This is a genomic window from Stenotrophomonas sp. SAM-B, assembly GCF_013387485.1.
In the GTDB taxonomy this organism is placed as follows: domain Bacteria; phylum Pseudomonadota; class Gammaproteobacteria; order Xanthomonadales; family Xanthomonadaceae; genus Stenotrophomonas; species Stenotrophomonas maltophilia_AA.
The window spans coordinates 324,909-347,217 of record NZ_JABBXB010000003.1; the positions used below are offsets into that span (position 1 = coordinate 324,909).

At 67.6% G+C, this 22,309-nt stretch carries 22 protein-coding genes; 12 read left to right on the forward strand and 10 right to left on the reverse strand.

The genetic code is table 11. The features are described 5' to 3' along the window. Complete coding sequence (locus HH110_RS09205; RefSeq protein WP_241696494.1) at positions 1-942, forward strand: DUF1684 domain-containing protein; 942 nt, start codon at positions 1-3, stop codon at positions 940-942. Positions 943-944: 2 nt separating this feature from the next. Continuing rightward, positions 945-1,904, forward strand: coding sequence for a TraB/GumN family protein (locus tag HH110_RS09210; RefSeq protein ID WP_176989391.1), 960 nt, complete (start codon positions 945-947; stop codon positions 1,902-1,904). Between the two features lie 122 nt (positions 1,905-2,026). Here HH110_RS09210 and phaR read toward each other — a convergent pair whose 3' ends face one another. The 3 genes from phaR to gluQRS all read right to left on the reverse strand — a co-directional run bounded on the left by phaR (position 2,027) and on the right by gluQRS (position 4,416). Next, complete coding sequence (gene phaR, locus HH110_RS09215) at positions 2,027-2,584, reverse strand: polyhydroxyalkanoate synthesis repressor PhaR (protein ID WP_176989392.1); 558 nt, start codon at positions 2,582-2,584, stop codon at positions 2,027-2,029. A 132-nt stretch (positions 2,585-2,716) separates the two neighbouring features. Next, entirely contained in the window at positions 2,717-3,457 is a 741-nt protein-coding gene (gene phbB / locus HH110_RS09220) for an acetoacetyl-CoA reductase (RefSeq protein ID WP_152153448.1), read from the reverse strand. A 53-nt stretch (positions 3,458-3,510) separates the two neighbouring features. Next, positions 3,511-4,416 (reverse strand): tRNA glutamyl-Q(34) synthetase GluQRS, encoded by a 906-nt coding sequence (gluQRS, locus tag HH110_RS09225; RefSeq protein WP_176989393.1) that lies wholly within the window; start codon positions 4,414-4,416, stop codon positions 3,511-3,513. Positions 4,417-4,509: 93 nt separating this feature from the next. On the opposite strand from gluQRS, the gene htpX reads away from it, so the two are divergent. Then, on the forward strand, positions 4,510-5,382 hold the full coding sequence (gene htpX / locus HH110_RS09230; protein WP_176989394.1) for a protease HtpX: 873 nt from the start codon (positions 4,510-4,512) through the stop codon (positions 5,380-5,382). Between the two features lie 257 nt (positions 5,383-5,639). Here htpX and HH110_RS09235 read toward each other — a convergent pair whose 3' ends face one another. After that, positions 5,640-6,467: an inositol monophosphatase family protein gene (locus HH110_RS09235; RefSeq protein ID WP_019182815.1), complete on the reverse strand. Its 828-nt coding sequence runs from the start codon at positions 6,465-6,467 to the stop codon at positions 5,640-5,642. Positions 6,468-6,586: 119 nt separating this feature from the next. Here HH110_RS09235 and HH110_RS09240 point away from each other — a divergent pair, with 119 nt between their 5' ends. The 3 genes from HH110_RS09240 (at position 6,587) to HH110_RS09250 (ending at position 10,468) form a co-directional block, all read left to right on the forward strand. Continuing rightward, on the forward strand, positions 6,587-7,360 hold the full coding sequence (locus tag HH110_RS09240; RefSeq protein ID WP_176989395.1) for an RNA methyltransferase: 774 nt from the start codon (positions 6,587-6,589) through the stop codon (positions 7,358-7,360). A 94-nt stretch (positions 7,361-7,454) separates the two neighbouring features. Continuing rightward, positions 7,455-8,345, forward strand: a complete 891-nt coding sequence (locus HH110_RS09245; RefSeq protein ID WP_194243668.1) for a phosphate/phosphite/phosphonate ABC transporter substrate-binding protein — start codon at positions 7,455-7,457, stop codon at positions 8,343-8,345. Further along, on the forward strand, positions 8,342-10,468 hold the full coding sequence (locus HH110_RS09250) for a bifunctional diguanylate cyclase/phosphodiesterase (RefSeq protein ID WP_176989397.1): 2,127 nt from the start codon (positions 8,342-8,344) through the stop codon (positions 10,466-10,468). The genes HH110_RS09245 and HH110_RS09250 overlap by 4 nt, the downstream gene beginning before the upstream one ends. A 7-nt stretch (positions 10,469-10,475) precedes the next feature. Here HH110_RS09250 and epmB read toward each other — a convergent pair whose 3' ends face one another. Beyond that, positions 10,476-11,480, reverse strand: a complete 1,005-nt coding sequence (gene epmB / locus HH110_RS09255) for an EF-P beta-lysylation protein EpmB (RefSeq protein WP_176989398.1) — start codon at positions 11,478-11,480, stop codon at positions 10,476-10,478. 126 nt (positions 11,481-11,606) lie between these two features. Here epmB and efp point away from each other — a divergent pair, with 126 nt between their 5' ends. The 5 genes from efp (at position 11,607) to HH110_RS09280 (ending at position 15,911) form a co-directional block, all read left to right on the forward strand. After that, positions 11,607-12,176, forward strand: a complete 570-nt coding sequence (gene efp / locus HH110_RS09260) for an elongation factor P (RefSeq protein WP_019182820.1) — start codon at positions 11,607-11,609, stop codon at positions 12,174-12,176. 241 nt (positions 12,177-12,417) lie between these two features. After that, positions 12,418-13,761 (forward strand): TRZ/ATZ family hydrolase, encoded by a 1,344-nt coding sequence (locus HH110_RS09265; protein ID WP_176989399.1) that lies wholly within the window; start codon positions 12,418-12,420, stop codon positions 13,759-13,761. Between the two features lie 16 nt (positions 13,762-13,777). Further along, on the forward strand, positions 13,778-14,509 hold the full coding sequence (gene ubiG / locus HH110_RS09270) for a bifunctional 2-polyprenyl-6-hydroxyphenol methylase/3-demethylubiquinol 3-O-methyltransferase UbiG (RefSeq protein WP_176989400.1): 732 nt from the start codon (positions 13,778-13,780) through the stop codon (positions 14,507-14,509). Beyond that, positions 14,475-15,185, forward strand: a complete 711-nt coding sequence (locus HH110_RS09275) for a phosphoglycolate phosphatase (RefSeq protein WP_176989401.1) — start codon at positions 14,475-14,477, stop codon at positions 15,183-15,185. The genes ubiG and HH110_RS09275 overlap by 35 nt, the downstream gene beginning before the upstream one ends. An 18-nt stretch (positions 15,186-15,203) precedes the next feature. Next, a complete protein-coding gene (locus tag HH110_RS09280) occupies positions 15,204-15,911 on the forward strand; it encodes a squalene/phytoene synthase family protein (protein ID WP_176989402.1) in 708 nt (235 codons plus the stop codon). A gap of 31 nt (positions 15,912-15,942) precedes the next feature. Here the strand turns inward: HH110_RS09280 and HH110_RS09285 are convergent, their stop codons facing one another. From HH110_RS09285 to yidD, 3 genes are read right to left on the reverse strand one after another with little or no spacing between them, the layout of a single operon-like run. Beyond that, positions 15,943-16,788: a M23 family metallopeptidase gene (locus tag HH110_RS09285; protein WP_176989403.1), complete on the reverse strand. Its 846-nt coding sequence runs from the start codon at positions 16,786-16,788 to the stop codon at positions 15,943-15,945. Beyond that, positions 16,788-18,134, reverse strand: a complete 1,347-nt coding sequence (locus tag HH110_RS09290; protein WP_176989404.1) for a dihydroorotase — start codon at positions 18,132-18,134, stop codon at positions 16,788-16,790. The genes HH110_RS09285 and HH110_RS09290 overlap by 1 nt, the downstream gene beginning before the upstream one ends. Beyond that, entirely contained in the window at positions 18,135-18,392 is a 258-nt protein-coding gene (gene yidD, locus HH110_RS09295; protein WP_121038212.1) for a membrane protein insertion efficiency factor YidD, read from the reverse strand. Positions 18,393-18,664: 272 nt separating this feature from the next. On the opposite strand from yidD, the gene dksA reads away from it, so the two are divergent. Then, the gene (gene dksA / locus HH110_RS09300) at positions 18,665-19,936 is read left to right on the forward strand and encodes an RNA polymerase-binding protein DksA (protein ID WP_176989405.1); all 1,272 of its coding nucleotides are present in this window, start codon (positions 18,665-18,667) and stop codon (positions 19,934-19,936) included. Positions 19,937-20,616: 680 nt separating this feature from the next. Here dksA and HH110_RS09305 read toward each other — a convergent pair. Together HH110_RS09305 and HH110_RS09310 are read right to left on the reverse strand one after the other, a co-directional pair. After that, complete coding sequence (locus HH110_RS09305; RefSeq protein ID WP_176989406.1) at positions 20,617-21,870, reverse strand: MFS transporter; 1,254 nt, start codon at positions 21,868-21,870, stop codon at positions 20,617-20,619. Beyond that, positions 21,867-22,307, reverse strand: coding sequence for a SufE family protein (locus HH110_RS09310; protein WP_176989407.1), 441 nt, complete (start codon positions 22,305-22,307; stop codon positions 21,867-21,869). The genes HH110_RS09305 and HH110_RS09310 overlap by 4 nt, the downstream gene beginning before the upstream one ends. Positions 22,308-22,309: the final 2 nt, after the last annotated feature.

The window sequence follows — 22,309 nt, forward strand, 5'->3', positions numbered from 1 at the left end:
ATGGGGAAGCACTCGGGAGTGTGGGCCGCCGCGTTGCTGCTGGCCGTGGGCGTGACCGCGTGTGGCGGCAGGAACGAGGCGGCGCCGGCCAAGGTCGCCATCGATCCGGCCTTCGAAGCCGGACAGCAGCAGTGGCGGCAACAGCGCTACGAGGAGCTGCATGCCGCCGATGGCTGGACCAGCCTGGTCGGCCTGCATTGGCTGGAGTACAAAGCGCATTACATCGGTCGCGGGCCCGGCAGCGGCATCCGCCTCGCCGTGGGCCCGGACAAGCTCGGCATGGTCGCGCGTGAAGGCACGACTGTCTGGTTCACGCCGGAGCGTGGCGTGCCGATGCGCGTGGACGGCAAACCGGCCACCGGCCGCATCCGCTTCTTCAGCGATCGTGATCCCACCCCGACGGTCATCGCCTTTGACGACGACAAGGGCCAGCTCAGCCTGATCCATCGGGGCGAGCGTTTCGCGCTGCGGGTCAAGCATGCCGATGCGCCGTCGCGGACGAACTTCACCGGCCTGACCTACTGGCCGGGCGGTCCCACCTGGCGCGTCACCGCGCGCTTCGTGCCGCATCCGGCCGGCAAGACGCTGCCGATCGTGGACATCACCGGGCTGACCACCAACATGCCCAATGCCGGCGCGCTGGAATTCGAGCGCGACGGCCGCACCTGGCGGCTGGAAGCGATCGGCGAACCGGGTCGCGACCTGTTCGTCATCTTCGGCGACCGCACCAGCGGCCACGGCAGCTATCCGGCGGGTCGTTATCTGGATCTGCCCGCGCCCGATGACCAGGGCCGCGTGGTGATCGATTTCAATCACGCCTACAACCCACCGTGCGCGTTCACCCCGTTCGCGACCTGCCCGCTGACGCCCCCTGAAAATCGCCTGGACCTGCGCGTGGACGCAGGCGAGCAGGCGTACCACGCTCCCGAAGGAGAGGCTTGAACATGTCGATGTTGTCGCGCCTGTTGTCCCCGATGCTGATCGCCGCGGGCCTGTTGATCGGTGCCGGTGGTGCCGAGGCACGCCCGGCCGCGCCCGCCACGCCCGTGGCCAAGGCCACGCCGCCGGTTCCCCTGCTGTGGAAAGTGACCGGCCCCGGCGACAGCCGCCTTTACCTGTTGGGCTCGTTCCACCTGCTGCAGCCCAGCGATTACCCGCTCTCGCCGGTCGTCGACGCGGCGTTCGCGGCCTCGCAGCGCGTGGTGTTCGAGCTGTCCCCGCAGGACATGGAATCGCCGCAGCTGGCGCAGAAAATGGTGCAGGCCGCGGTGCGTACCGATGGTTCGGAGCTCAAGCGCGATCTGGATGCGGCGACCTGGACCAGGCTCCAGGCCTACGCACAGGAGAACAAGCTGCCGCTGGCCCAGTTGCAGGGCATGAAGCCGTGGTTCGTCGGCCTGACCATCACGTTGAGCCAGTTCACCAAGATGGGCCTGGACCCGGCGCTCGGCCTGGATCGTCATTTCATGTCCCGCGCCGCGAGCGCAGGCAAGGCGACCGACGGGCTGGAGGACATCGATACCCAGGTCGCGGTGCTGTCGGGGATGTCGGCCAAGGAACAGCAGCAGATGGTGGCCGAGGCGCTGGAGCAGGCCGGCAAGGGCGACGAGATGGGCCGCAAGCTGCACGATGCCTGGCGCCGGGGCGACGACAAGCTGCTGTGGACGTCGATGGCCACCGAAATGCGTGGCCAGTACCCGCAGCTCTACAAGCGCATCAACAGCGACCGCAACGACGCCTGGGTGCCCAAGCTGCAGCAGCACCTGCAGGCCGGGCAGGGCGGCACGATGGTGGTGGTCGGCACCCTGCATCTGCTGGGCAACGATGGCGTGGTGGAAAAGCTGCGTGCCAAGGGCTACAAGGTCGAGCGCGTCTGCACCGGCTGCGCCAAGCCCAAGCGCTGATGCGCGCGGCCGGGATGGCGCCAGGGCTGGCCGGACGGCGACGGTGACATCGCCGGGCCCCTGAACGAAAAAAGGCGCGGCCCGTGGGCTGCGCCTTTTCTCTGTGTGCGGGGAGCCCGGGCTCAGCGGCGGGTCTTGCCCGCGCCCGGTGCCGGGGTTTCCGGCTTCTTGCCGGCACCGGTGCCGGTGCCCGTGCCTGTGCCTGTGCCGGTACCCGTTCCGGTGCCACCCGGGCGGCCGCCGAAGCCGGTGCCCATGTTGCGCTGGAAGTCCTGCCACATTTCCATGTTGCGCTCGGTCAGCTGGTTCATCATCGCCCACGGGGTCTGGCCGAGGAGATTGCCCATCTGCTGGCGGAACTGCTGCTGCTGGTCCAGGAAGACCTGCATGCTGCGCTCCAGGTAGTTGCCCATGAAGCCCTGCAGCGAGTCGCCGTAGAAGCGGATCAACTGGCTGAGCAGCTGGGTGGACAGCATCGGTTCGCCGTCCTGCTCCTGGTCGGCGATGATCTGCAGCAGCACCGAGCGGGTCAGGTCATCGCCACTCTTGGCGTCACGCACCTCGAAGTCCTCGCCATCCAGGATCAGCTGGCGCACATCCTCTATGGTGATGTAGCTGGAGATTTCCGTGTCGTAGAGCCGGCGGTTCGGATACTTCTTGATAATGCGGGTCGCAGCCATGAAGCAGTCACTCATCACAGTAGGCGCGCAGCATGGCGCAGTGCAGCAGCCTATGCAACCGCCATAGGTAGCAAGGGGCCGCATTTATGTTGCGCAACATGGGGTGCAGCAAATTCGCCCTTCTCCGGGCCCTTACCACCCCATGTGGTGGCCGCCGTTGATGTCCAGGTTGGAGCCGGTGATCCAGGACGCTTCGTCGTTGACCAGGAAGGCCACCGCGTAGGCGATCTCTTCCGGCTTGCCGAGGCGGCCGGTGGGGATGTCGGCGATGATCTTGGCACGCACTTCGTCCGGGACGGCCATCACCATGTCGGTGGCCACGTAGCCGGGCGAAATCGTATTCACGGTAATGCCGAAGCCCGCATTCTCACGCGCCAGCGAAATGGTGAAGCCGTGCATGCCGGCTTTGGCGGCGGCGTAGTTGGCCTGGCCATACTGGCCCTTCAGGCCGTTGATCGAGCTGATCTGGATGACCCGGCCCCAGCCGCGGCGGCGCATGCCCTCGATGACCGGGCGGGTGACGTTGAACACCGAGTTGAGGTTGGTGTTGATCACATCGTGCCACTGGTCCGCGCGCATGCGGTGGAACGTGGTGTCGCGGGTGATGCCGGCGTTGTTGATCAGGATCTCGACCGGGCCCAGCGCCGCTTCGACGGCCTGCACCATGCTCTCGGCGGTGCCGGGGTCGGACACATCGCCCGGGAAGATCGCCACATCGCAGCCGCGGGCCAGCATCTTCTCGCGCCAGGCCTTGGCTTTTGCTTCGTCACGGTAGTTGGTGGCGACCCGATGGCCCTGGTCGGCCAGACGTTGGCAGATGGCAGTACCGATACCGCCGGTACCACCGGTGACCAGTGCGACGCGAGATGTCATGAGCAGCTACTCCGAAAGGCAGGGCCAACAAGGGGGAGAACGATTCTGCAACATCAGCGGGCAAAAGGGGCAGCCTCGCCAGCCGCATGCAGGGTTGAAATGTCGCCCGGTGGCAACCGTGCCGGATCGAAGCCGGCGGCGGCCTGCGGCAGCCAAAGGTCGACCTCGTCGACCGCCGCGCCGATGGTCGGGTCCTGGCCGAGCTGCCGCCACGCCTGGCGCAGGGCCGGCAGCGGTCGGGCGGGGTCGATCGGCAGCGCCGCCTCGGACTTGGACAGCTTGCGCCCGTCGGGGCCGAGCAGCAGTGGCAGATGCAGGTAGCGCGGCGTCGGCAACTCGAGCGCCTGCTGCAGCAGGATCTGGCGCGGGGTCGAGTCGAGCAGGTCGGCCCCGCGGACCACGTCGGTCACGTGCTGCGCGCCATCGTCGACCACCACCGCCAGTTGGTACGCCCAGTAGCCGTCGGCCCGGCGCAGCACCACATCGCCGACCTCGGCGTGCACGTCCTGGACGATCGTGCCCTGCAGGCCGTCATCGAAGCCGACCACGCTGCCCGGTGGCACCCGCAGCCGCACGGCAGGGTGCGCGCGTTCGGCGCGGGCCACGCAGCGGTGGTGGATGCCGCCCTGCGCGGCCAGCTCGCTGCGGCTGCAATGGCAGACAAACGCCTTGTCCTCGCGCAGCAGCCGCTCCAGCGCCGCCTCATACAGCGCGTCGCGCTGGCTCTGATGCACCACCGGCCCGTCGCTGATGAGTCCGCAGGCGGCCAGCATGGCCAGCTGGCCGCTTACCGCGCCGGGCACCGTTCGAGGAGGATCGACGTCCTCCACCCGCACCAGCCAGCGGCCGCCGGCGTGGCGCGCGAGCAGCCAGCTGCCCAGCGCCGCCAGCAGTGAGCCGGGGTGCAGGGGGCCGGTGGGCGAGGGCGCAAAGCGCCCGCAATAGGAGGGATCGGACATGGACTATGAATCGTCGGTCAGTTTGCGACTTGAATTCAAGCTGAAGTCACCGCAGATTTGCACTCATCAACCTCCCACGAGCGTCCTTTTCCCATGTTCAGTCGCATTGCTCTCTTCCTTCTGACCAACTTTGCGGTGCTGATCCTGGCCGGCATCGTGATGTCGGTACTGGGCGTTAATCCCAACCAGATGAGCGGTCTGCTGGTCTTTGCGGCCATCTTCGGCTTCGGCGGCTCGTTCATTTCACTGCTGCTGTCCAAGTTCATGGCCAAGCGCTCCACCGGCGCGGTGGTGATCACCGAGCCGCGCAACCAGACCGAGCGCTGGCTGCTGGCCACCGTGGAACGCCAGGCCCGCGAAGCCGGCATCGGCATGCCGGAAGTGGCGGTGTATGAAGGCCCTGAAATCAACGCCTTCGCCACCGGCGCCAATCGCAACAAGGCCCTGGTCGCGGTCTCCACCGGCCTGCTGCACAACATGAGCGAAGACGAAGCCGAAGCCGTGCTCGGCCATGAAATCGCCCACGTCGCCAATGGCGACATGATCACCATGGCTCTGTTGCAGGGCGTGCTCAACACCTTCGTGATCGTCCTCGCCCGCATCGTCGGCGGCTTCATCGACAGCGCCCTGTCCGGCAACCGGGAAGGCGGCGGCCGCGGCTTCGCGTACTACATCATCGTGTTCGTGCTCGAAATGGTGTTCGGCCTGTTCGCCACCATGATTTCCATGTGGTTCTCCCGTCACCGCGAATTCCGTGCCGACGCCGGCGGTGCCCACCTGGCCGGCCGCCAGAAGATGATCGCCGCGCTGGAACGCCTCAAGGTCAACCACGGCCAGAGCACCCTGCCGACCCAGATCGCCGCCTTCGGCATCGCTGGCGGCGCTGCCAAGAAGCTGTTCATGAGCCACCCGCCGCTGGACGAGCGCATCGCCGCGCTTCGCGCCGCCAACAACACCGTGGTGTAACCCACACCGCAGTGCGCTGACCAGAACGCCCGGCTTTCGCCGGGCGTTTTTGTTGGGCGCGGCCTCGGGCCCTCAGCTATGGAGGTGCTGCCGTTGCCGTTCGCAGCCGTTCAAGAGCAGCCGACCAGCGGTCGGCACGACCGACGCACGACGAGCCAGGCACGCGATGACCCGTCCAGCAGGGCGCACGATGACAGCCCCACAAACGCAGACGGCGCCCGAAGGCGCCGTCGTCATGCAGATCGCAACCCGCCCGATCAGAACTTCGCGTCGAACTCCGCCGCGTAGCCGGTATTGACCAGGACCTTCTGCAGCGCATCGCTGATCTTCACGTTGCCCGCGACGATCTGCTGGGTTTCCGGACCACGGCTGTCCATGCGGGCCGGGGTCGCGCCCTTGAAATCGCAGACCCGGCCACCGGCCTCACGGACCAGCAGCACGCCGGCTGCGATATCCCATGCCTTCACGCCGGCCTCGAAGTACGCATCGGCGCGGCCACAGGCGACATAGGCCAGATCCAGCGCCGCCGAACCGGTGCGGCGCACATCTTCCGCCTGCACCAGCAGCGCATCGACGGCCTTCAGCTGCGCACTCGTGCGCTGGCGTTCACGCGGGGCAAAGCCGGTATGGATCATCGCGCCGCCCAGATCCTTGCGCTCGGCAATACGGATACGGCGGTCGTTGAACACCGCGCCCGCACCACGGCTTGCGGTGAACAGCTCATTGCGGAGCGGATCGAAGATCACCGCGTCGATCGGCTCACCGTTCTCGACCAGGGCGATGGACACGCAGTAATGGGGGAAGCCGCGCAGGTAGTTGCTGGTGCCGTCCAGCGGATCGATGACCCACATGTAACGGTTGACCGACTGCACGCCACCTTCCTCACCCATGATCCCGTACTCGGGATAGGCGCGCTTGAGTTCCTTGACGATGACCTTTTCCGCATCTGCATCGACTTCACTGGCATAGTCCATGCGGCCCTTCTGCACGACGTTCAACGCCTCGAGCTTGTTGATGTTGCGCAACAGGACGTTGCCGGCGAGGCGGGCGGCCTTGACCATGACGGTGACGGCGGGTTTCTGCATGGCGAAAAGCTCCCGTAAAGGCAGAGTAGGGGTTTGGCGGGGGAAAAGAGCGGTCCCGGCGCAGAGGCCGGTCGCACAGTTTACCATTTGTCGCTGTCCTGCTCCCATTTGGCCTGTTCATGTCCGTTGAAACCGCTCCCGCCCGCATCCGTTTCGTCCTGGTCGGCACCCAGCACCCCGGAAACATGGGGGCGGCCGCGCGGGCCATGAAAACCATGGGCCTGGGCCGCCTGGTCCTGGTGGCCCCGGAAAAACCGCTGGATGAAGAGGCCTTCCGCCGCTCCGCCGGCGCCGAAGATGTCCTCGGTGACGCCCCGGTCGTGGCGACCCTGGCCGAAGCCGTGGCCGATTGCCGCTTCGTGCTGGGCTGCACCGCCCGCTCGCGTCGGGTGCAGCTGGAAGAACTGCTGCCGGCCGTGGCTGCCCAGCGGGTGCTGGCCAAGGCCGCCGAGCCGGCCGAAGTCGCCTTCGTGTTCGGCCGCGAGCGCACCGGCCTGACCAATGAAGAGCTGCAGCTCTGCCATGCGGCCGTGCACATTCCCTCCAACCCAGAGTTCAGTTCCTTGAACCTGGCCGCCGCCGTCCAGGTGCTGGCCTATGAAGTGCGCATGGCGATCCTCGGCGCCGCCGAAGCCCCGGTCGCTGCCCCGGCCGAGCCCGGTTTCGGCGAAGCGCCGGCCAGCCATGCCCAGGTCGAAGGCCTGTTCGGCCAGCTCGGCGATACCCTCGATGAGATCGATTTCCACAAGGGCCGTGCGCCCGAATCGGCGATGCGCAAGCTGCGCCGCCTGTTCCTGCGGACGGAACTGAGCGAACAGGAAGTGCGGCTGCTGCGCGGCATCCTGTCCGACGCTCAGCGGATGGCGCGGTTGGCGACGAATAAGCCCCTGTAAGCTGACGCAGTTCTCATTTTTTCGGGTAGTCTGTCTCGATTCCTTGGGGGGAGTGATGGGCTTGTCGAGACTGCGAAGGCTGCTGCAGAGCGTAATGCTGTGTCTGGCCATCGCCGCGATGACCGGTCCGGCGCTGGCCGGGCCCGCCCATGTCCTGGTGCTGGGCCGGATCAGTGACGACCCCAAGTCACACTATGCGCAACTGCAGCCCCTGCTCGATTACGTGATCCCCCGCATGCACGACGTCGGTATCACCGAAGGCCGCATCCTCATGGCGCGCGATGCCCAGCAGATGGGCAGCTACCTGCGCCGCGGCCGGGTCGACTGGGTGACCGAAACCTCCGGCACCGCCGTGGCCCTGGGATTGCGCAGCGGCGCCAGACCGCTGCTGTTGACCGAGCGCAGCGGCGTGCGCGACTACCACACCGTGTTCTTCGTGCGCCGCGAGAGTCCCATCCAGACCCTGGAAGACCTGCGCGGGCACACCCTGGCCCTGCAGAACGTGGCGTCCACCAGTGCGTATCTGGTGCCGGTCATGACCCTGCTGCAGCATGGCGAAACGCCGGAGATACTGGCCTCGATCGGTGATGTCGCCGCGCCGGATACGGTGGGTTACGTGTTCGCGCGGTCGGAGTCGAACATCGCCACGTTCGTCCACAAGGGGCTGGTCGACGCGGGGGCGGTGAGCAGCGTGGACTGGTCCGATGGCAAGCGCATTCCCGCCAATTTCCTGCGCGATTTCCGCGTCATCCATCGCACCGCGCCGTATCCGCGGGCGGTCGAGATGGTGCGCGAGGGCCTGGACCCGCAGGTGCGCGACCGCCTGCAGCAGGTGCTGCTGGACGCCGCGTCCGATCCGCAGGCACGGCCGGCATTGAAGACGTTTTTTGGTACTTCCGGGTTCCACCGGGTGGATGCGCAGATGCAGCACCGGCTGGATGAATTGAAACAAGGCTTGACGCGCGTGCGGATGGAAGTGGAATGAGTCGCTTGGGTTCCGGAATGCAGGCCCGCTTCGTGCTGGCGATGGGCGGCGCGATGCTGGTCGTGGTGGCGATCGTGGCCGTGGTGCTTGGGCGCCAGGCCACGATGCAGGAGGAGGTGCAGCACCTCAGTGGCACGGTCATCCATGACCTGTTCGACCGCAGCGTGCGCAGCCGGGGCGAAGCGCTGGCGCGTGAGCTGTCCGATGCGCTGGCCAACCCGCTGTACTACAACGACCTGGAGCAGGTCGGGGCGCTGGTGCGCAATACCTCCCGGCAGCAGGTGGTGCGTTATGTGCTGGTGTTCGACGACCAGGGCCGGCTGATCCACGATGGCACGGTGGACGTGCTGGAGTTCGGCCAGCCCATGACCGACCCGCTCGCTGCAGGTGCCGCCGGCGCACGCGAACTGGTGGTGCAGGCCTCGCCCAAGGTGCTCGACAACGCGATGCCGATCATGATCGGCAACCAGCGGATCGGCGGGGTGCGCGTGGGCATGGCGCTGGACGATGTGCAGGCCATGGAGCGGCAGGCCAACCAGACCTTGGGCGATCGCCTGCAGCAGGTCGGCAAGCGCCATCTGGGGTGGCTGCTGCTGATGCTCGGCCTGTTGATCGGGATCGGCGCGGTGGTGATCATTTACGTGCAGCGCACGCTGGTCACGCCGATCCGTTGGCTGGCCGGTGCTGCCCGCCAGATCGAGGCGGGCGATTACACCCTGCGGATGCCGGAGAGCCGCCGGCAGGACGAGGTCGGCGAGTTGATGCGTGCGTTCGACCGCATGAGCCAGGCAATCGCGCGGCATGACCGCGAAGTGCGGCACATGGCCTATACCGATGCGCTGACCGGCCTGACCAACCGGCTGGCGTTCCGCGAGGCGCTCGATCATCGCCTGATGGCGGCGCGCGCCTCCGGACACCGGCTGGGGCTGCTGTTCGCCGACATGGACGATTTCAAGCGAGTCAACGACACCCTGGGGCACGAGGCCGGCGACGAGGCGCTACTGCAGTTCGCGCAGCGGATCAGCGCGGCGGTCGCCCAGGCCGGCGGCGACGAGGCGTTGTTGGCGCGCTTCGGCGGCGACGAGTTCGTGATCCTGATCGGAGAGGGCGATGTCGCCGCCGGGGCCCGCGAGCTGGCCGAGATCCTCGTGCGCGAGCTGGGCAAGCCGCTCGTGGTGCAGGGCCGGGAGCTGTTCCTGGGCACCTCGATCGGCGTGACACTGTTCCCCGATGATGCTGCCGATGCCACCACGCTGCTGAAGAACGGCGACATCGCGATGTACCAGGCCAAGATGGCCGGCAAGAACTGTTACCGCTATTACAGCCGGGCGATGGACCATGCGGTCGAGCGCCGCGTGCACATGGAGCAGGAGTTGCGCGGTGCCTGGGAGCGCGGCGAACTGCGGCTGGCCTACCAGCCGATCTTCCGCACCCGCGACCGTCGCATGGTCGGGGTGGAGGTGCTGCTGCGCTGGCAGCACCCGACCCTCGGCACGATTCCGCCCTCGGTGTTCATCGAAGTGGCCGAGCAGAGCGGCCTGATCGAGGTGATCGGCCCCAAGGTCCTGCGCGCGGCCTGCACCGAGGCGGTGCAATGGCCGGCCGGCGTGGACGGCGAGGGCCTGTTCGTGTCGGTCAACGTGTCACCGCGCCAGCTGCGGGGCGGGGAACTGCCGACCCTGGTCGCCGACTGCCTGCGCGATACCGGCCTGCCGGCCTCGCGCCTGCACCTGGAGCTGACCGAAACGGCGGTGATCGGCGATGAAATGCTGGCTGCGGCGCTGCTGGACAAGCTGCACCGGACCGGCGTCAAGGTCTGGCTGGATGATTTCGGGACCGGCTTCTCGGGCTTGAGCCACCTGCGCCAGGTGCCGGTGGACGGGGTCAAGATCGACAAGAGTTTCGTCGCCGACATGCAGCGCGACCCGGACGACCTGGCCCTGACCACGGCGATCATCGCCATGGCCCATGCGCTGGGGATCACCGTGGTCGCCGAAGGCATCGAACAGGAAGTGCAGTTCGACCTGCTGGCCCAGCGCGGCTGCGACCTGGCCCAGGGCTACTGGCTCAGCCACCCGGTCAGCGCGACCGAGGTGGTGCAGCTCCTCGAATCGGGTCGCTGATTAACAATTACACCGGCCGCTTGCTGGTGTCGCCGGAGATCTCGCGGACCAGCTTCGGCACCAAATAGCCGGACAGGCGCGCGGTCAGCTGCGCATGCAGGTCCTTGGCGATGTCGTCGTCCACTTCGAAGTGGGCCACGCCTTCGACCCGATCCACCTGGTACAGGTAGTAGGGCAGCACACCGGCGGCGAAGCTGCGCTCGCTCAGTGCCTGCAGCGCCTCGATCGAATCGTTGACCCCGCGCAACAGCACCGCCTGGTTGAGCAGGGTGGCGCCGGCCCCGCGCAGGCGCGCCATCGCGGCATCCACCGACGCATCGAATTCGTTGGCGTGGTTGGCATGGATCACGAACGCCACCGGCCACGGCAGGCTGTCCAGCCACTGCACCAGTTCGTCGTCCACCCGTTCGGGCAGCACCACCGGCAGCCGGCTGTGGATGCGCAGCCGGCGCAGGTGCGGGATCTGCCTGAGCGCCTGGGTCAGCTCGACCAGCTTGTGCGTGGCCAGCGACAGCGGGTCGCCGCCGGACAGGATCACCTCGTCGATGTCCGGGTCCTGCGCGATCGCGTCCACCGCATCGCGCCAGCCCTCGCGGGCCGCGTTCTCGGTGCCGTAGTCGAAATGGCGGCGGAAACAGTAGCGGCAGTTGATCGCGCAGCTGCCGGTGGTGACCAGCAGGGCACGGCCGCGGTACTTCTGGATGACCCCCGTGGCCTTCTTGGCCGCGCCGTCACCGACCGCGTCCAGGCTGAAGCCAGGGACGATCTTGAGCTCGTCGGTGATCGGCAGCACCTGGCGGAGCAGGGGGTCGTGGCGGTCGCCGTGGCGCATCCGGGCCGCGAAGCCCTGCGGCACGCGCACCGCGAACTGGCCGGCCGCTTCGTCCGAGACGCCCAGCTCCACCGGATCCAGCCCCAGCTGCCGCAGCAGCTCGCGCGGGTCGCGGATCGCCTCGCGCCACCGTTGCTGCCAGCGGACGGGGGCGGCCAGGGGCGTGGCGGAAAGCTGCATGGAATGGGGGCCTGCGGTTATCATGTGGGTCAGAAATATCGAGTCACCCCACCGGTGTCGGTGGGATTTCCCATTCTATCCGGCTCGCCGCGCCTGCGCGGCGTTTGCCCATTCAGGAGTTTCAGCATGGCCACTGTTGGCATGAACGACGTCAAGAACGGGATGAAGATCCTGGTCAACAATGAACCAGCGGTCATCACCGAGACCGAATACGTCAAGCCGGGCAAGGGCCAGGCCTTCACCCGCATGAAGTACCGCTTCATCAAGTCGGGCCGCGTGGTCGAAATGACCATGAAGGCGACCGATGACGTTGAGAAGGCCGACGTCGTGGATACCAACATGGACTTCATGTACAGCGACGGCGAATTCTGGCACTTCATGGACCCGGAATCCTTCGAGCAGGTCCAGGCCACCAAGGCCGGCATGGGCGGCGCGGAGAAGTGGCTGAAGGGCGAAGAGTCCTGCATCGTCACCCTGTGGAACGGCGAGCCGATCTTCGTGCAGCCGCCGAACTTCGTCGAACTGAAGATCACCGAAACCGACCCGGGCGTCCGTGGCGATACCTCGGGCGGCGGCGGCAAGCCGGCCACCCTGGAAACCGGTGCGGTGGTCCGCGTGCCGCTGTTCGTCAACCAGGATGAAATCATCAAGGTCGACACCCGCTCGGGCGAATACTCCGCGCGCGCAGGCAAGTAATCCGGCGAAGCCGGATTACGGTAGAGCCGACCGTTGGTCGGCTGCGCCACCCGGTAGCCGATCGTTGATCGGCCGGCCCTTGCCAGTGCCGACCGTTGGTCGGCACCCAGGCGCAGCCCGGCGGCACTTCCCGGCGTTCATGATGCCGACACCACGCGCAGCCGAGCATGGCTCGGCTCTACCTCCAGAGCGCCCCGGTCGCACACGCCTTCGGGGTCGCCGCCCAGCACAGTGAGTCCGCATGACCGACACCGCCCGCATTCCCGAAGCCTGTGACCTGTTGATCGAAGCCGGTTACGTGGTCCCGATCGAACCGCATGCGGTGGTGCTGGAAGAGCATGCCGTGGCCGTGCGCGGTGGCGAGATCGTCGCGATCCTGCCGCGTGCCGAAGCGCGCGAGCGCTTTGCGCCCAAGCAGACGGTCTCGCGCCCGGAGGCGGCGCTGATGCCGGGCCTGGTCAACGCGCATACCCACAATCCCATGACCCTGCTGCGGGGCGTCGCCGACGACCTGCCGCTGATGGTCTGGCTGCAGCAGCACATCTGGCCGGTGGAAGCGGCGGTGATCGGGCCGGAGTTCGTGGCCGACGGCACCACCCTGGCGATCGCCGAGATGCTGCGCGGCGGCACCACCTGCGCCAACGAAAACTACTTCTTCTCCGACGTCCAGGCCGCCGTCTACAAGCAGCACGGGTTCCGTGCGCTGGTCGGCGCGGTGATCATCGATTTCCCGACCGCCTGGGCCAAGACCGACGACGAGTACTTCGCCAAGGCCGGCGAGCTGCACGACCAGTGGCGCAACGACCCGCTGATCGGCACCTCGTTCGCGCCGCACGCCCCGTACACCGTCAACGACGCGAACTTCGAACGCGTGCGCATGCTGTCCGATCAACTGGATATGCAGGTCCACCTGCACACGCATGAGACGGCTCAGGAAATCAGCGACTCGATCAAGCTGCATGGCCAGCGTCCGCTGGCGCGGCTGGATCGGCTCGGCCTGGTCAACGACCGCCTGATCGCCGTGCACATGACCCAGCTGACCGAGGCGGAAATCCACCTGTGCGCCGAGCGCGGCGTCAGCGTGGTGCACTGCCCGGAATCCAACCTCAAGCTGGCCTCCGGCTTCTGCCCGGCCTGCGCCCTGCAGCGTGCCGGCGTGAACCTGGCGATCGGCACCGACGGCTGCGCCAGCAACAACGACCTGGACATGTTCAGCGAGAACCGCACTGCGGCGATCCTGGCCAAAGCCGTCGCCAATGATGCGACCGCGCTGGACGCGGCCACCACGCTGCGCGCGGCCACGCTGGGCGGCGCCCGCGCGCTGGGCTTCGGCGACCGCATCGGCTCGATCGAGGTCGGCAAGCAGGCCGACCTGGTCTGCGTGGACCTGTCCGCGCTGGAAACCCAACCGCTGCACCATGTGCTTTCGCAGCTCGTCTACGCCGCCGGCCGCCATCAGGTCAGCGATGTCTGGATCGCCGGCCAGCCCAAGCTGGTCCAGCGCGAACTGATTGGCATGGACACCGCGGCGATCGTCGCCAACGCCCGCCAGTGGCGCGAGCGTATCCGACACATCCGTGCTTGATGCACCAAGGATCCCCATGAACACCCCTCCTGCTTCCACCAATTTCGATCAGGCCGAACTGGACAAGTTCGCCGCGCTCGCCAACCGCTGGTGGGACGTCGACGGCCCGCAGAAGCCGCTGCATGCGCTGAACCCGGTACGCCTGAAGTACGTCGCCCAGCGCGTTACTCTGCGTGGCGCCCGTGTGCTCGACATCGGCTGCGGCGGCGGCCTGCTCAGCGAGGCGCTGGCGAAGGAAGGTGCGGACGTCACCGCGATCGACCTGGCCCCGGAACTGGTCAAGGTCGCGCGCCTGCACGGGCTGGAGTCCGGCGTCAGCGTCGATTACCGCGTGCAGGCCGCTGAAGACCTGGCCGCCGAACAGCCGGGCAGCTTCGACGTGGTCACCTGCATGGAAATGCTCGAGCACGTGCCGGACCCGGGCGCGATCATCGCCGCCTGCCACCGTCTGCTGAAGCCGGGCGGCCAGCTGTTCCTGTCCACCGTCAACCGCACCCCGGCCGCGTTCGCCGTAGCGATCGTCGGTGCCGAGTACGTGGCGCGGCTGCTGCCCAAGGGCACGCACCACTACCAGGATTTCATCAAGCCGGCCGAGCTGGGCAAGTGGCTGCGCGAAGCGGATTTCAACCTGCGCGACGTCAGTGGCATGGCCTATGAGCCGTGGGGCAACCGGGCCCGCCTGAGTCCGCGCACCGACATCAATTACCTGGCCCATGCGGTCAAGCCGGACGCCGCCGCCCGTGTCTGAGCTCGGTTTCCCGCCGGCGGTGCTGTTCGATCTGGACGGCACCCTGCTGGACAGCGCGCCGGACATGCTGGCCACCGCCAACGCGATGCTGGCCGAGCGCGGACGTGGGCCGATCACCCTGGGCGCGCTGCGCCCGGTGGTCTCCAAGGGTTCGCGCGCGATGATTTCGGTGGCCTTTCCCGAACTGGGGCAGGTCGAGCGTGATGCGCTGGTGCCGGAGTTCCTGGAACGCTACGAGGGTCTGATCGGCCAGCACGCGGCGCTGTTCGATGGCATCACCGGCATGCTCGACGCACTTGATGCTGCCGGCTGTGCCTGGGGCATCGTGACCAACAAGCCCGAATACCTGGCCCGCCTGATCGTGCCGCAGCTGGGCTGGGAACAGCGCTGCAAGGTGCTGATCGGTGGCGACACCCTGGCCCAGCGCAAGCCGCATCCGCTGCCGCTGCTGGCCGCGGCCGAACGCATGGGGATCGTACCGGGCACCTGCGTTTACGTCGGCGATGACGAGCGCGACATCGTCGCCGCCAACGCCGCCGGCATGGCCTCCGTCGCCGCCCTGTGGGGCTATCGGCTCGATGCCGACGATCCGATGGCCTGGGGTGCCGACACCCTCGTCGCCCTGCCCGAACACCTGCAACATGCCAAGGCGTGGCCGCTTCCGCGCACGCTCTAGCCTTTCAAGGAATACACCGTGAGTACTTCCAGCGCCCTGGACAGCTTCCTGGACAAGTGGCGGACCCGCTGGCCCGAGTGGCAGGTGGCCGAACGCTTCGTTCCCGAGAACCAGCGCACCCTGGTGGTGGCGTGGTTCTCGCTGCTGCAGGAGTTCGACGACATCCTCAACACCGCCGGCGATCCGATGCCGTCGGACGCCAAGCTGGCGTGGTGGGGGGAAGAGCTGCGCAGCTGGTCCGTGCAGCGTTCGCGCCATCCGCTGGGTCGAGTGCTCGAGCCGGTGCGTGCGCCGTGGGCAGAGCTGGCCGAGACCCTGCCGGATCTGATCGACGCGCGTGCGGTACCGGTCGATCCGGCGCAGGCGCTGCGCGCGTTGCAGGGCTATGCGGCCGCCGTGGCTGCGGTCGAAGCGGTGATGTTCGACAGCCCGGCGCGTGGCGATGTCGCCACCCCGGTGCTGGTGCAGACCCTGGCCCAGCGCCTGCACGAGAGTGGTGTTGCTGCCATTCCGCGTTCGCTGCTGGCCGAGGATGACACCGCCGCGCCGCGCCGGTGGGCGCAGCAGTTGCTGGCGAAGTGGCCGGCGCGGGTGGCCGGCCCGCGGCCCCGCCGGCTGTACGCCGCGTTGGCCCGTGCCCGCCAGCAGACCTGGGCGCAGGACCGCCAGTACCAGGCCACGCCGATGCGTACGCTGTGGCTGACCTGGTGGGCTGCGCGCGGCTGAGTGTGCGTGCCGGCCAGCGGCCGGCACGCCGTTATTTCCCGCGTTCCAGCACCAGCAGCGGGTCGATACGGGTATCGAACCAGTTCATGCCCCAGTGCAGGTGCGGGCCCGTCGCGCGACCGGTCGCCCCGACCGCGGCGATCACCTGGCCCTGTTCCACGCGGTCGCCGACCTTCACGTCGATGCGCGACAGGTGCAGGAAGTTCGAACTGATCCCGAACCCGTGATCCAGCAGCAGCGTGCCGCCGGTCAGATACAGGTCCGGGCCGGCGAAGGTGACCACGCCGGCGGCCGGTGCCTTGACCGGCGTGCCGGTGGGGACCGCGATGTCCATGCCGGAGTGACCCGAACCGGGCTGCCCGTTGTAGACGCGCGCATTGCCGAAGCGGCCGCTGATGCGGCCCTGCACCGGCCAGATGAAGGCCTGCGCGAAGTCGGCGCGGTTGTCATCGCGGGCACGCGCGGCGGTGACCTGGGCCTGCTCGCGCTTGATCCGCTCGGCGATCGCCGGCGGCGGGTTGACCGTCTTCGGTGGCACGCCGTTGACACGCTCGGTCGGCCAGTCACGCGGGGTGACGGCGATGCTGACCGTTTCGTTGCCGCCGTCCGGACGCTGCACCTGGACCTGCAGCGGCCCCTTTTCATCGCGGCCGATGCCGAACACCACGCTGCCGTACCCGCTCACGCGCAGGGTGCGGCCGCCGTACTGCACGACGCTGCCGGCGGGCACCTTGCCGATCACCATCGCGCCCTGCGAGGCGCTGGCCGGAAACACCACCCGCGCATCGGCCTGGGCCACGGCAGGCGAGGGCAGCAGGCTGCCCATCGCCGCGACGCCTGCGGCCGCCAGGGCCGCACTCAACAGCCGTGCCCGCATCAGCGGTCGAAGCTCATGCGCTGGCCGTTCGGCGAACCCACCAGCTTTTCGCCATCCCACGCCAGCTGCCCGTTGACCCAGGTCGAGGCGATGCGCGAGCGGAACGTGGTGCCTTCGAACGGCGACCAGCCGCACTTGGACAGCACGTCTTCGCGTTTGACGGTGAAGGGCACGTCCTCGACCAGCACCAGATCGGCGAAGTAGCCCTCGCGCAGGTAGCCGCGCTGGCTGACGTCGAACAGCTGGGCCGGCGCGTGCGCGAACTTCTGCACGACCTGGGTGATCTCCAGCTTGCCTTCGTGCACCAGCTCCAGCGCGGCGACCAGTGCGTACTGGACCAGCGGCAGGCCGGACGGCGCCTGCGCATAGGGCTTCTGCTTCTCTTCCCAGGTGTGCGGCGCGTGATCGGTGGCGAGCACGTCGATCACGTCATCGGCCACGGCGCGGGTGAGTGCCTCGCGGTCGCTGGCTTCCTTGATCGCCGGGTTGCACTTGATCAGGTTGCCCAGGCGCGCGTAATCGCTGCGGTCGAAACGCAGGAAGTGGATGCAGGTTTCGGCGGTGATCTGCTTGCGGCTGCCATCGGCGCGGATCAGCGGGCCACGCTCGAACAGGGCCAGCTCGTCGGCGGTGGAGATGTGCAGGACGTGCAGGCGGGTGCCGTGCTTCTTCGCCAGCGACACGGCCAGCTGGGAGGACTTCAGGCAGGCCTCGCGCGAGCGGATGTCCGGGTGCTGTTCGGCACTGAGGGCATCGCCGTACTTCTCGGCGTACTCCTTGGCCTTGGCATCGATCATCGGGGTGTCTTCGCAGTGCGTGATGATCGGGGTGGGCGCGTCGCGGAAGATCGCGTCCAGCGTTTCGGGGTTGTCGACCAGCATGTTGCCGGTGGAGGCGCCCATGAACACCTTGATGCCCGGTGCGGTCTTGGGATCCAGCGACTGGATGTGGGCCAGGTTGTCGTTGCTGGCGCCCATGTAGAAGCCGTAGTTGGCGCGCGCGCGGCCGGCGGCGGCGTCGTACTTGGACTGCAGGATCTCGGCGTTGAGCGTGGGCGGGTTGGTGTTGGGCATGTCCATGAAGCTGGTCAGGCCCCCGGCGACGGCCGCGGCGGATTCGGTCGCGATGTCACCCTTGTGGGTCAGGCCGGGCTCACGGAAGTGGACCTGGTCGTCGATCATGCCCGGCAGCAGCCAGCGGCCGGCGGCGTCGACGACGGTTTCGCCCGGACGTGCCTCCAGGCCAGGACCGATCTGCGCGATGCGGCCGTCTTCGATGCGCAGGTCGCCCTGGGTGATGGTGCCTTCATTGACGAGGCGGGCGTTGACGATGAGCGTGGAGGACATTCAGTGTTTTCCTGTGCAGCGGCAGGTGGCGTCATGCGCGGCGCGCGGGGGCACCTCGTCGATACCACCGGGATGGAAGGGATGGCAGCGGCCCAGCCGGCGCGCGGCCAGCCAGCTGCCGCGCGCGGGGCCATGGGTGGCGATGGCTTGCATGGCGTATTCAGAACAGCTGGGCATGAAGCGGCAACGCGGCCCCAGCAACGGGCTGATGAAGCGCTTGTAGAAGCGCAGCAGGGCGATGAGCAGGCGTGAGATCACCCCCCAATCTTATTCCAGTTGGCATGAAGGCCGCATTTGTCGCAGGATGGGGCGTTGGACCCGTCCGCACCCACGCGCGCGACGGGCCGCCCCGGCGGTGTCGCCGGGTCAGGTACCGAACTGCGCACGTTGGCCCGCCTGCCAGGCGGACCGGTCGCACGCCTTGCGACTCCGGGGCTGAACGGAGTAGGCGGTGTGGTTGCTGCTGCTGGTCGGGTAGGCTATAAAGGCCCGCTTTCCCGGGCCCCGGGGAATCCAAGGAAGAGCGTTTCGTGGCTGCTAAAAAAACTGCAAAGAAGGCCGTCAAGGCCGCCAAGAAAACCGCCAAGCCTGTTGTAAAGAAGTTGGCGGCCAAGACCGTTGCCAAGAAGCCGGCTGCCAAGCCGGTCGGCAAGCCTGCATCCAAACAACCGGCGGCCAGGACGGCACCCGTTAAGAAGGCGGCCAGCAAGTCGCCCGCCAAGGCCGTCAAGAAGGCTGTCGCCAAGAAGCCTGCTGCCAAGACGGTGGTGGCCAAGAAGACCGTCGCCAAGAAGGTCGTTGCCAAGAAGTCGACGGTCGCCAAGCCGGTTGCCACGCCCGCCAAGCGCGCGGCAGGCAAGCCGGTAACCAAGGCGCCCGTCAAAAAAACCGCGGCCGGCAAGCCGGCGGCCAAGAAGACCGTGACGCCTGCCGCCGCCAAACCCGCGGCCAAGCCGGCCCCGGCGAAGAAGACCGCGGTCAAGCAGGCACCGGCCACGCCGGTGAAGGCCAGCAAGACCGCCAGCAAGCCCGTGGCATCCAAGCCGGCTGCCAAGCCGGTTGCAGCACCCGTAGTGAAGTCCGCACCGAAGCCGGCATCGCCGGCGCCGGCCAAGTCTGTCCCGGCCAAGAGCGCGGCCAAACCTGTCACCTCTCCGGCCTCCGCGCCGGCGCCGGTCGCAGCCGCCCCCGCCTCCAAGGCCCCGCAAAACAAGAATCCCGTGCCCGTTTCGAAATCGCCTGCAAAAACCCCCGCCAAGTCCGAGTCCGCCCCCAAGCCGGTGTCCCGTCCGGTCGGCAAGGTCGCCGTTGCCGTGGCAGCGCGTTCGGCCGCCCCGGCCCCGCGCACCAAGGTGAAGGTGGTGGAATACAAGACTGACGAAGCCACCGGTCGTCCGATCCTGCCCGACGGTTACAAGCCGAGCGCGGAAGAGGAATACATGAGCCCGCTGCAGCTGGAGTATTTCCGCCAGCGCCTGCAGCACTGGCGCAATGATCTGGTGGAAGAATCCAAGCAGACCATCGCGAATCTGCAGGAAGAAGTGCGTGATATCGGCGATGAGGCCGAGCGCGCCACCCGCGAGACCGAGAACTCGCTGGAACTGCGTACCCGTGATCGTTACCGCAAGCTGATCGGCAAGATCAACAGCACCCTGAAGCGTCTGGAAGACGGCGACTACGGTTTCTGTGTCGATACGGGCGAAGAAATCGGCCTGGATCGTCTGGAAGCCCGCCTGACCGCTGAGCGCACGATCGATGCGCAGGAGCGTTGGGAGCATCTGCAGAAGCAGCAGGGCGACTGATCGCCCTGTTGGTGTTGCTGTTCTACGGAAAACCCGGCTTCGGCCGGGTTTTTTTTTGGCTGCTCGCTTTTGGGTTGTGTTGGTCTGGTTGGTCGCGAAGAACGTTGGCGCCTTGGAGGCTGGCGTTTGAGTGGGTCGGGCAGCCCGGTCCGGGACGCGCCGTGAACCCATCCATGGGGGCTCGTAGTGCGGCATCCATGCCGCACACGGTCCCGGACCGGGCTGCCCGCCCCCCTCCCGACAGGTTCATGGGTGGGCGGGAGGAAGAGCTTGGACTCCCGCTTCCGACACGGTTTCGGCCGGCTGCCAGCGCTGGCTGGATCGTCGGACATGCTGGGTGCTGGTCCGGATGTTTGTGCCGCGCTGCGCGCGGTATCCACGCATGGCGTGGATCTACAGGTGTGGCGGGTGCGGTCGCTCTTCGCCGTCAATCCCGCGCAAGCAACTTACTGTCCATGGGTGGACGGGTAGCGCAGTGAAGGACCGTGTGCGGCATGGATGCCGCACTACGAGCCCCCAGGGATGGGTTTACGGCGGGTCCTGCACTGCGCTGCCCGGCCGCCCAACCCCAGGAACAAGCAGGCGCCGAACCCGCGGCCCCGGCAGCCCCAGCCGCGCAGCGCGAGCCAACCAGCCCGGCGTCCAGCTGGGGAGCCCCAAGCGGCCGGCCGGGCAAAAGCTCAATGCAGATCGCGCAGATTCAACCGCCGCAGCGTCGGATTCTTCCAAGCCGTGATGCCGGCCACGCTCAACACCGCAAAGCCACCCAGCACCACCGCCGGGACCAGCCCCAGCAGCTTCGCCATCGTGCCCGCATAGAACGCACCCAGCTCATTCGACGAACTGATGAAAATGCCATTGATCGACGACACCCGGCCGCGCATCTCCTCCGGCGTGGCCAACTGCAGGATCGTCGAACGCACCACCACCGATACCCCGTCGAACGCACCGTAGAACAGCAGGATCGCCGCCGACAGCCAGAAATTCGACGACAGCCCGAACCCGATCACACACAGACCGAACCCCGCCACCGCGAACAACAGCACGCGCCCCGCATTGCGCTGCAGCGGCCGCCGCGCCAGCCATAGGCCGACGCATACCGAGCCGAGCGCCGGTGCCGCACGCAGCACGCCCAGCCCCTCCGGGCCGTGGTGCAGGATCTCGTGCAGGAACGCCGGCAGCATCGCCACCACGCCGCCGAGCAGGACCGAGAACATGTCGAGCGCCATCGCCCCGACCATGATCCTGTTGCCCAGCACGAAACGACCGCCCTCGGCGATGCTCTTGAAGATCGGTGCCGCCGGGCCCGTGTGCACCGGCTCGGAGACCCGCAGCGCCGCCAGGCAGCCCAGCGCGATCAGCGATACGCCGACCGCTACGCCATAGGCCACGCCCTTGCCACCCCAGGCCACCAGTGCGCCACCCAGTGCCGGGCCGAGCACCATGCCCGCCTGGAACACCACCGCGCCCAGGCCCGCACCGCGCGCGTACTGGGTGCGCTCGAGCACGCGCGCGAACAACGCGTTGTAGATCGGCGACAGGAACGCGCGGACCATGCCGGTCAGCGCGATCGCCGCATAGATCGGCCATACCCCGTGGAAGGGCAGCCAGCCCTGGGCGACCGCGGTCAGCACCAGGGCCGTCATCACCAGCCCGCTGCACGCGACCATGCCCAGCCGGCGGCGCGGCAGGTGGTCGACCAGGTAGCCGGCAAACGGGGCCACGCAGAAGAACGGCAGTACCTCGGCCAGGCCGACCAGGCCGAGCGAAAACGGATTGCGGGTGACTTCGTAGATGTGCCAGCCGACCGTCACCGCGACGATCTGGTAGGAGAGCATCGCGAAGATGCGGTACGCCAGCACCAGCGAAAAACCCGGGCGGGCCAGCAACTGCAGGGCGCTGTCGGGCTCCTGCGGATCGGCGGAGACCGTCACGACTGTGCTTGGGCGGTGTCGCGGATGAAGGCCAGCATCGCCGCCACGCCATTGCTGCGGGTTGGCGAGAGGTGGCGCGACAGCCCGATGTCCTGGATGTAGCTCGGTTCGGTGGCCAGGATCTCGGCCGCGGAACGGCCCGAGTACACGCGCAGGGCCAGGTAGATCAGCCCGGAGACGATCGCCGAGTCGCTGATCGCGTGGAAGCGCAGCGACGCGGCATTGCCCTCCGGCACGATCCAGACCATCGACTGGCAGCCGAGCAAACGATGCTCCTCGGTCTTCCACTCGTCCGGAAAGGTCGGCAGCTTGCGGCCGAGGTCGATCAGGTACTGGTAGCGCTCGGACCAGTCACCGAAGAAGGCGAATTCCTCGGCGATGGCGGCCTGGGCCTCGGCAGGGGTGGGTTCGAGCGGGAACGGGGATGCAGGGGTCATGG